The sequence below is a fragment of the Psittacicella hinzii genome, assembly GCF_003585885.1.
Classification (GTDB): Bacteria; Pseudomonadota; Gammaproteobacteria; order Enterobacterales; family Psittacicellaceae; genus Psittacicella.
This window is the reverse complement of the sequence record NZ_NRHC01000077.1, coordinates 1-10,712: the sequence shown is the minus strand read 5'-3', so window position 1 is coordinate 10,712 and position 10,712 is coordinate 1. Positions and strand designations below refer to the sequence as shown.

6 protein-coding genes are annotated in these 10,712 nt (G+C 36.1%); all 6 read right to left on the bottom strand.

What is annotated here, in order from left to right; genetic code table 11:
• Positions 1-107: 107 nt before the first annotated feature.
• A complete protein-coding gene (galE, locus tag CKF54_RS06055; protein WP_119525469.1) occupies positions 108-1,136 on the bottom strand; it encodes a UDP-glucose 4-epimerase GalE in 1,029 nt (342 codons plus the stop codon).
• A gap of 2 nt (positions 1,137-1,138) precedes the next feature.
• On the bottom strand, positions 1,139-4,588 hold the full coding sequence (locus CKF54_RS06050; protein ID WP_119525468.1) for an ATP-dependent helicase: 3,450 nt from the start codon (positions 4,586-4,588) through the stop codon (positions 1,139-1,141).
• 1 nt (position 4,589) lies between these two features.
• Positions 4,590-5,423: a SprT-like domain-containing protein gene (locus CKF54_RS06045; protein WP_119525467.1), complete on the bottom strand. Its 834-nt coding sequence runs from the start codon at positions 5,421-5,423 to the stop codon at positions 4,590-4,592.
• A 474-nt stretch (positions 5,424-5,897) separates the two neighbouring features.
• Positions 5,898-7,364, bottom strand: a complete 1,467-nt coding sequence (locus CKF54_RS06040) for an NAD(P)(+) transhydrogenase (Re/Si-specific) subunit beta (RefSeq protein WP_410454511.1) — start codon at positions 7,362-7,364, stop codon at positions 5,898-5,900.
• The gene (locus tag CKF54_RS06035; RefSeq protein WP_119525466.1) at positions 7,354-8,943 is read right to left on the bottom strand and encodes a Re/Si-specific NAD(P)(+) transhydrogenase subunit alpha; all 1,590 of its coding nucleotides are present in this window, start codon (positions 8,941-8,943) and stop codon (positions 7,354-7,356) included. Before CKF54_RS06035 ends, CKF54_RS06040 begins: the two co-directional genes overlap by 11 nt.
• A 1,382-nt stretch (positions 8,944-10,325) precedes the next feature.
• A partial coding sequence (locus CKF54_RS08170; RefSeq protein WP_222987540.1) for a hypothetical protein occupies positions 10,326-10,712 on the bottom strand: 387 nt, incomplete at its 5' end.

The following is a 10,712-nucleotide window of genomic DNA, read 5'->3' as shown; positions in this document are numbered from 1 at the left end:
TAGGGGAGTATTATTATTTGTTGTTAGCTGTCGCTAGCTGTGATTAGCTATCATCAACTTTCTGTCGTTGACTATGCTTAGCTATCTTTAGCTGTCGTTGGCTGGGCTTAGTTGTCCTTAGCAACTTTGTGCTTTAAATAAGCAATAGCATCAGCACACATTTGTGCCAAAGTATATTGTGCTTTAAAGTTTAACAGTTGTTGAGCTTTGTCTGTGTTAGCGTAAACACTTGCAAGATCACCTGGACGACGCGGAGCATACTCTACTGGAATAGGACGATCGGAGTGTTTAGTAAACTCATTTACTATCTCTTTTACCGAGTAAGCCTTGCCAGTACCTAAGTTAATCACTTCGTGTTTAACTGTTGGATTTTGATCCAAGAAGGTTAAAGCTTTAATATGCCCATCAACTATATCCATAATATGGATATAGTCACGCTCTGCTGTACCATCTGTAGTTGGGTAATCAGTACCAAACACCGAAAGATGAGGTAGTTTACCAAGGTAAACATCATATAGAGCTGGGAAGATATTAAATGGTTTTTTATACTCTTCACCAATTAAGCCAGACGGATGCGCGCCAACTGGATTAAAGTAACGTAAGCTTACCGCTCTTAATGGGGTAGAAACACACGCGTCTTCAATTAAGAACTCACAAGTGATTTTACTTTGTCCATAAGGATTTGAAGCACGCCCAATTGGTGTACTTTCAACTAAAGGTAAAGGTGCTTGTCCATACACAGTAGCGCTTGAACTAAAGATAATGTCATTAACTTGGTGTTTTGCCATTTGCGCTAGCAGAGTTATTAAACCACCTACGTTATTTTGGGTATAACGTAAAGGTTGAGCCACACTTTCCCCAACTGCTTTTAAAGCGGCAAAATGGATAACTTGATCTATTTTGTGTTGCTGAAAAAGCGCGTCAAGATCACGTGCAGAGGTTACGTCACCGACTACTAAAGTTAGATTAGCTTGTTCAGTCGGTGTAAGCAGAGCTTGCACTTGCTTAAAGTACTCTAAACGACTATTTGCAAGATTATCTAGCATTACAACACGATAACCTTGTTGGACTAGGCTAACACTTGTATGGGAACCAATAAAGCCTAGACCACCTGTAACTAGAACTGTTTTTTGCATAGTTAATTAAAAATTTGATTAAAATCGTTTTCGCTTAAAACCCTGATATTGAGGTTTTGTACCTCTTGGTATAGCATTTGCTCAAAGTTATTTTCACAGTGGAAGACAAAAACGACATCAGCTTCAATAGTTTGTTCACAAAGTTTAATATTATGTTGTCTTAACTCAGCAAGTACTTCTTCTTGGGTGAGATAAGAATGGCGCCCAATAATACCCACACGATAGTACTGTAGATTAGTTAGATCAACTTCAGCTACTGTAGGTGGCTGATTGTTAAAGAGGCGATCGATTTCACTTTCTATCTCTTGACGCTGAAACTTTTGCACATACAGATTATCATTTTGCTGACGAAGAGAAATATCTGCGTCAAAATCGGCAATAGTCTCTGGTAAAACTTCTTTGTCAGAGGCTAGGTTGGCAAAAGGATTATCTGCTTGTAATTGTTTACGTTTTTGTCTTAACTGATTTTTTAACTCATCAACAATACCAATGCTTGCACGTTTAAGAGCAACCGCCGTATCTTCTGCTTGGAGTGTTTGCATAGCTACTTGGGCATCAATGAGTTGTAAGACTAACTCTTGATTTTTCTCTTGCGAAAATACTTGGTAGATAGAAATAGCTAATTCTGTTGGTACATTGTATTTTTCTAATGCTTGAGCAAAATCTACCCCAGTCGTAAACTTGCTAGTAAAGCGAATTAGCTTATCTACTGTTTTAAAGAACTTAGCAATGCGCATTACATCATTGGCATTATCTAGCTTAGCAAAGTTACAAGCGTAGATTAAGTTACCCAAACTCAGATTTTGGCTTTGCGCTACTTCTCTAGCAAATTGTTCAGTGAGACCTTTGAGTTGTGGATGTAACTCTAAGTCAGCTTCTTGGAAGAACATGATTTGCTGTGGATAAGTAAGTCCATAAGCTTTTACCAGTTGGCTAAAGGCAGAGAGATTACTACGTACCACAGGAAGATCAAGGGCGCTAAGACTTGCTAAGCGCGTAAGCGCTTGGCTAGTTGCATCTTGAGCTTGTCCGTTATTTTCAGGGTTATAACCTGCTTTATTTGTTGCTCCTGAAGCAAAACTTGTTGGCGGATTAACTTTTGGGCTACTTGAGTAACTGCTAATAGTAGGAGTTCTATTACGGTTAGCTCCAAAACTAATATTAGTATTGCTTGCTAAGCCTCCAGAGCTCTTATAAGATACCTTGCTGTTACTAAAATCAAACGGCACTTGATCTGAAGGTTTTGGGATTAAATCAGTAATACCATGAGAGAAGTCAATTAGATTAAAAGCACGCAAATTGTCTTTTCTTTGCATATAAAAGTTTAGATGCGGTTGCATTTCTTTTATTAAGAAATCATTTGCGTAAATTGAAGTTTCACTTGCTTCAAAACCTTTAAAGCTTTCAAGGTATTGTGGTTGGAAGAGGTACAGGTATTCTTTAGCACGAGTAACTGCTACGTAAAAAATACGTCTCTCTTCAGCAATTTCTTCTTCAGAGGTAGACAGCGAGCTCGGCATGGTTTCATTGGTAAAGTCAGGAATGTAAACATGTTTCCACTCAAGACCTTTAGCGCGGTGCACTGTAGTTAAAGTAACCGCTTGTTTTTCTTGCTCTTCGCGAGTAAAGCCGTTTAAACTTGCTTGATCTAGGTAGTGCTGTTGTAAGAACTTGTGCTGTGAGTACAGATTACGTACTTGCGCATCAGTTAACTGGCTATTATGAAGCAGACGTAAGTGATTTAAGTCTGTTTCTTCAGTCTCTTGGTCTTCAAAAATTTGTGGGACAAAGTTTTTTGCCAAAGTAAGAAGAGAGTCTAAGTTCTCTTCACGAGCTTCATAGTTATCTTTTTTAGCTTTTAACCAGTCTTCAAGGGCAAAGGTTTGATAGATTTCTCTAATTAAATCTTCAAGATCAGCAGTTAGAGCGGTGTAGGTTAAGCTCTTAATGCGGTTAATAAACTCTTGCAGATTTTTCTTAGCCATAGCTTCACTTTTCCACAGGCTATTAATAAATAGATCAGCAGTTTGGAAAAGTGGAGTGCTATTGTTAGCTAAAGATATGTCACGAATTTTATTAACAACAGTTGGACCTACTTTATCAACAAGGTTATCTACAAGGTAGATAAAGGCTTCGTTAGCAGTTGGATTGTTAACTAAGAGAAGAATATTTAAAACTAGCTTAATTTCAAAACGTGAGAAGAAATCTAATGAAGTTTTAAACTCATACGGAATGTTGTAGCTAAGTAAAACCTGTTCAATCTTTTTTAAGCTGTTATTGCTACGAGCAATAATCGCACTGTCGTTATATTCTAAGTGGCGTAAGAGATCAACTGCGATCGCTTCAGCTTGCCATTTAGAGCTACTGCCTTGCATAAAAAAGAATTTTACTGGAGTATTGGTGCTTTCTTTTTTAGCGGCGTAAAGAACTTTAATATTCTCATGCTTATGCTTATTAATAATTAAGTTAGCAAGTTGAAGAATATTGTTGGAACTACGATAGTTAGCTTCAAGTTTATAAGTTTTTACTGCAGGAAATTGAGTTTGGAATTGGTTAATCAGTTCCACACGCGAACCACGGAAACCATAAATTGATTGGTCATCATCACCAATCATGGCAACGCGGTTAAAGTTAGGATTATGTAACAGCTCTATTAACTTATATTGAATGGTGTTAATATCCTGACACTCATCAACAATTAAGTAATTAAAGCGACGTTGATATTGCTCAAGAAGATCAGGATTTTCTTTTAAAAGTTTATAAGTTTTTACTAAGTAATCAGTAAAATCAACCATGTTATTGTTGATTTTATACTGTTGATAATAGTCGTAAACTTTTTTAAACTCCTCATAGCCTAGATCAATGCTAGTTGAAGTTATTTCATCATCTTCTTCACTTAAAAATTGCGTGATAAATGGTTTGATCGCCTTACTATAATCCTGTGGATTAATCTCATTTTCGAAGAGATAGTTTTCACGTAAGATATTGATTAAATCTAATAGTTTACGCTCGTTAAAGTTTTTAGCTTTGAAGTAAGCATCAAGCTTATAGTTTTTTAAGTACTCACGAATACGAGCGCGAGCAGTTGCTTCTTCTAAGTTAGTAAAGTTCGGGCTAATATCGTTATTTAAGCGCTCGATGTTATTTCTTAAAATACGTCCAAATAAGGAGTGGAAGGTGCCAATATACGATTGACGTAATTGCATTTCTGTAAAGTAAGGGTCGAACTCACGTAACTGGCTTAGTAAGCGGCTACGCATTTCATTTGCGGCTGTATTAGTAAAGGTAGTCGCAAAGAAACTATGGAGGTCGATATCACCTTTAACAATAAGGTGGGCAATTCTGGCAATAAAAGAAGAGGTTTTACCAGTACCAGCTCCGGCTAGGACTAAAGCATTCTCAAGAGGAGACAGGACAAAGCTCTCTTGTTGGGGATTTAATTTGGTTCTCATATTATTTTTTGTCTACAAAGAGATTAGGTTGGCGACTATTCCCTGTAAAGATTAAACTACTACGACAGGTAGTACAAATGTAATTTGTTTGCTTAGACTGCATGCGTTTATGACGCGTAGCCTTAAGGCTATGGATGCGCTCTGGACAAGCGCATGAGTATAAGTATTCGGTGCGTCTTTTAGGAGCTAAGTTAGTTAAAGCTTTATATTCTTCGTGGCTAGCATTATGAAGCATTTCTTCAATTTGCTTGGCATTTAAAGTGCAATAAGTTGAGTTGCCACTTGATCCTAAAATCATAGCTACCACTTTAAAAGCATGCCCATGCCCCATAGCTTCTTTACGGCTAATGAGTTTAAGTTGATAAGCATGAAAGAGTACTACGTGAGCAAACTCATGCGGAATAATCTCATTAATAAACTTTTCTTTTTCACTTAAAAGCGCAAACAGACTATAAGTAACAGTATGGATTCCAGGTGAATATGATCCCAGAATTCTTACTCTTCTTTGTTCAAAAGCAATTTGCGGAAAAGTAAAGGCAGAGCTAAAAGCAAAGATATCAAGAATATGGTTATATACTTGGTAAGAGGCTTTAACTGCTTTTTGCATCCAGCTAGAAACTAAAGCTGGATAAATCTTTTGTTGTTGGTTAACTTTAGTAATACTATATTGACTAAGAAGTTTTACTAAACTAACTTGATTAGCTTTAGGGCTATTGAGGTTACCAGCTTGTTTTAATTCTTGGCGCTGTAAAACTTCTTGAATGTAATGGACAAATTTGGGTGGAAGTTTTTGTAAGCTCTCTAGAAATTTTTTATCGGTAGCTAAAGTATTCATACTTTAATAATTATACCAGCTTCTAAGTGTTAATTATTCGCAAAAAGAAAGAATTTCACTCTATTTGCGAGAAAAAACTCTTAGAGGAAAATCTTTTACCTAACAATAGTTTATAATTGAATGTATATAAAATTAGTGAAAAGAGATTTCGCAATTTTAAGTTGAAAAGATAAAAATTATTATATTAGAGTGGAAGTAACTTTGGGATTACCAAGGTTACTTTTTTATGTGCGTAATTTAGGCTTATGCTTTCCTACTTAAGAGCAAGATATTGCTAATGCAAACCTTAAGCGCTGTGCCATTTGGATCTAAGGGGCTAATTAAAGCAAAAAACTATAAGTCGCTAAAGTGCTAAGGCGCTAAGGAAAAAAGTAGGTGCTAAAGAGCTAAGACGCTAAGGTAGATAAGTAGTAAATGGAAAGAAGGAGCTAGCTATGCTAGCTCCTTCTACTTTGTCTTGAGATATGCTTCAAGCTATTTTTCTAGGTTATTTTTAATACTAGAGTTAATTGCTTGAATTGTTGCTTTAGCGTCACCAAAGCACATAGATGAGTTTTCACGATAGAATAATGGGTTAGGTACACCAGCGTAACCTGAAGCCATTGAACGTTTGAATACCACTACGTGACCAGCTTCCCAAACTTTTAATACAGGCATGCCGGCAATTGGTGAGTTAGGATCTGTAGCAGCCGCTGGGTTAACTGTATCGTTAGCGCCAATTACAAGTACAACATCGGTGTCACTAAAGTCATCGTTAATTTCGTCCATACCAAGAACGATATCATAATCAACGTTTGCTTCAGCTAGAAGAACATTCATGTGTCCAGGTAAACGACCTGCAACTGGATGAATTGCAAAGCGTACGTTTTTCCCTTGCGCTTTTAGCATATTTACCATTTCTGACACAGGATATTGTGCTTGCGCTACCGCCATACCATAACCAGGAGCGATAATAATGTTATTAGCGTTCTCTAGCATAGTTGCAACTTCTTCTGGAGAAGATTCAACAACTGTACCTTCAGGCTCTTCAGTTGTTGCTACGCTTGTAAAGTCACCAGCAAGTACATTTAACAGGCTACGGTTCATAGCTTTACACATAATGTATGAAAGAATTGAACCTGAAGCACCAATTAACGCACCGGTGATGATAAGGATTTTACTATTTAGTAAGAAACCAGTCGCTGAAGTTGACCAACCAGAGTAAGAGTTAAGTAAAGCAATTACTACCGGCATATCAGCAGCGCCAATTGAGCTTACTACATGGTAAGAAATTATCGTAGTTAAAAGTAAGAGTAAGAAGATAAAGAAGAAGCTATTGAGCTTAATGTACCAAGTTGCCACGAATAAAATTAGAACTACCAGAATAGCAGTTACTAAATGCGGACGACTGAATTTAACACGGAATACTTTTACCCCTGAAAGTTTTGCATAAGCAATCATTGAACCAACAAAGGTAAATAAACCGATTACAATACTTAAAACTACAAGTACTGAATGCACATTTTGCATTACAAAAATGTCTTCAGGACGCGTAATTAAAGTAACGTCAAAGTCAAAAGTTTTATACGCATTAACCGCGATAATTGTCGCTACTAAACCAGAGATTGAGTTTAGCATAGCAACTAATTGCGGGATTTCAGTCATAGCTACGGTTTTAGCGCGCCAATAACCTACAGCTAGTGAAATAGCTAAGCAAAGAAGAATTGGAATTAACCAACCATTCCAGCCTGTTTCAACTAGAGCAGTTAAAACAACCATCCCTATCCCTACCGAACCTAATAGGTTACCTAGGAAAGCCGTTTTGTGTTGCGATAAACGAACAATACTTAAAATAATTAAAAAAGCGGCGATTACATACATAGCAGTTGCGTTAAATGGCATTAAAAAGCCAATTAGCAACGCCGCTCCTGCGATTGTATAGAGAAGAGCTTTATTTGTCATCTTTACCACCTTGATCTTTTTTAATAAACATACTCAGCATACGATGAGTTACGGCAAAACCACCGAAGATGTTTAAACCACCAAGGAATACGCCAATTAGTGCGAGAACTTTAGCAAAGGCACCAAAGTCAGCACCATTTAATTGGTAAATAGCTCCAATTACAACAATTCCCGATAGAGCATTAGTTAAAGACATTAAAGGGGTATGTAATGCACTGTGTACATTCCAGATAACAAAATAACCTAATACGCTCGCAAGCATAAAGACATTTAAGTCAGCAACAAATGCTTGTGGCAGACTAGCGGTTAAGTAGATGTAAACTAAGAAACCAAGAGCAAGAACCGAGGTTTGAATTACTAGGCGTTTTGCCATTGTTTTTGCATCTACTTTAGGTTTTACCGCCTTAGGTTCGCTTTTTGGAGTTGGGCTCGCTGCTGAAACACTAATTGGTGGCGGTGGGTAAAGTAGACTAGCTTGACCAGATGGATCGCTTAGAGTAACTAGCATGTTACGCACAATTACATCTTCTTGGTCAAGGACAAATTCGCCATTTTTCTCTGGAGTTATTAAGCTAGCTAGGTTAACTAAGTTATTACTGTAGAGTTCAGAAGCTTGGTTACCTAACATAGATTGGTAATTGGTGTAACCAATTACTTTAACGCCGTTTTCAGTAGTAACAACTTCATCAGCTTGTGTATATTCACAGTTACCACCTGTAGCAGCCGCAAGGTCAATAATAACTGAACCCGGTTTCATACTATCAACCATTTCTTTGGTTAATAGCACTGGTGCTTTTCGTCCAGGAATAGCTGCCGTGGTAATGATGATGTCAACTTCTTTAGCTTGCGCAGCATAAAGCTCTGCAGATTTTTTATTGAACTCTTCTGAAGTTGAACGGGTATAACCATCATTAGTTTTTTGTTGCTCTATGTGCCCAATAGTTAAAAATTGCGCACCCATAGATTCAACTTGTTCTTTTACTTCTGGACGAGCGTCAAATGCTTTAACAATTGCCCCTAAGTTTTTAGCAGTACCTATAGCTGCTAAACCAGCTACCCCAGCACCAATTACTAAAACTTTTGCAGGAGCAATTTTACCTGCAGCGGTAATTTGTCCATTTAAGAAACGACCAAATTGTGATGAAGCTTCAATTACTGCACGGTAACCAGCAATGTTGGCTAGAGACGATAAAGCATCCATAGCTTGAGCACGAGAAATACGTGGCACCATATCCATTGCGAGTAGAGTTACATTTCTTTGTTGGAAACTTTCTACTAACGCCGTATTTTGTGCAGGGTAAATAAAGCTAACTAAAGTTGAACCTTCTTTAAAATGTTCAACTTCATCCAAACTTGGAGGATTTACTGAGAAGATCATATCAGCTTGGTAAACTTCATTGCGTTCAGCAACTTGTGCACCAGCATCAAGATACATTTGATCTGTATAAGTTGAAGCCTCACCTGCTCCATTTTCTACCACCACTTGGTAGCCTAACTTTAAAAGTCTAGCTACTCCAGTCGGCGAAAGAGCAACACGTTTTTCATTAGTGAGGTTTTCTTTGCGAACACCTATTAGCATAAGAGAAAATTCCTGTTGTCCAAGTTGAAGATTGACAAGAATCTTTACCTTGGAAAGTAAGTAAGAATAAAGGTTTTATTAGAGCCTAATATTAGAAATAATCTAATAACTATTATAAACTTTATTAACTTTATTTATACTATATTTAGCTTAAACTGTGACTTATGTCACAGTTTAAGGCAAGAAAAAACGGAGAAAATCCTTAAAGTTTTTGTTCAATTTAAGCAATAAGCCTCTTTGTAAAAGTTAAGTTATGCAAATTTACTTATGGCAAAAGTAACTTAACAGCTGCTTAAGGTAAGCATGAAGTAAAAATCTAGACATTTTCTAGACAATTTCTAGGTCAATCTAAAGAAAAACTTTCATTTGATAGTTTTTCTTTACTAAATTATTATCATTTGTTAGTTTGAAAGCTAAAAATACAAAGAGTTTGTCAAGAAAATCTTAAAAAACTATGTGGAGTTGAAGGTTGTTTTGATGAGCTCTTGAGGAATAGTAAAAACTAACTATTGCAAGTATTTGGTGATTATCCTCTAATAAGTTGATAAACATTAAGTGAGAGGATTGTAGCAAGAGTAGGAAAGTACCTTACAAGGTAGCTAGTAGAATTTGATGGACAGAACAACGTGCGACATTTGGGAGCTGTTGAGATAGCGCAGTAAAAAAGTAGCTAGAACAACTTAAGAAGAATAAAAAATTTGTGCATAAAAAAGGGGAAGAATACTCTTCCCACAGTGGTTACTTATGTTTGATTTGGCTTGTCTTCAATATGAAGATGGTTTTAAAACTAACTTATAAAGCCATAAAGTTAGTCAAAAATTTGAAATTCTGTTTTCTCAAAGAAGCTAATTTTGCTTCCTTATATATTCTATAGTAGCAAAGAAAAATTAATTTGTATAGAGGTGAAAAATTATTTTTTTCAAGAAAACTAAATTTAGTAACTACTAGATTAAAGTATTTTAGGTGAATTTGTTTGATTTTATACTTAAAAATCAATACTATTTATTTTAACCCTTATTGGTTTTAGGTTCGATTTTAGCAAAAATTAAAAATTTAAAAAATTTTACATTTTCTTAGCAATACTTACATTTGTCAGTTAATAGTTATTATAAAGCTTACAAATGTTAGTTAAATTTGAAGGTAAAATGCCACTAATTGTGGAAAAAAATTTTAAATTAATGGCAATTTAAAACTTAGCGAGCAAATTAAACGGTGAGTTGTAAAAACTAGTTAAACAAATTAAGCCGTGAATTATAAAAACTAGTGACACAAGTAAAACTTTAGCAAATTCTGGCTTAAAAAATTTAGCTTCTTATTAACTAGGGATTCCCGATAACCATACTTAATGTATGGTTATCGAGGACTAAAAATAAACGATTCGGTTAAAGTTCAAGAGCTACATATTCAGCATCAATTTCACGAGAAAAGGCTTTTATTAAGGCAAATTGATCATCATTTGAGCTTATGACATCGTCGACATTTATACCAGCTAGGTATTTAACGAAGTTAGAAACTGTAACAGGATCACCTGATTCAAACTTCTTAGGAATTCTAGGGACAATACGCTCAATGATTTCAAATATGAAATCTGCAACAAGTCCACAAAACATTTTTCCTTCAAGTACTTTATCATTACTTGCTAGCAGACGTTCGTAGCCTATACCTGTTTTTGTCGAACGGAATGTGCGTTCAACGTTAGATTTTAACGTGTAAACTAAGCGAATTTGTTCTGGAACTAGGGACGTGTTGTTTGTAATTAATACAAACCA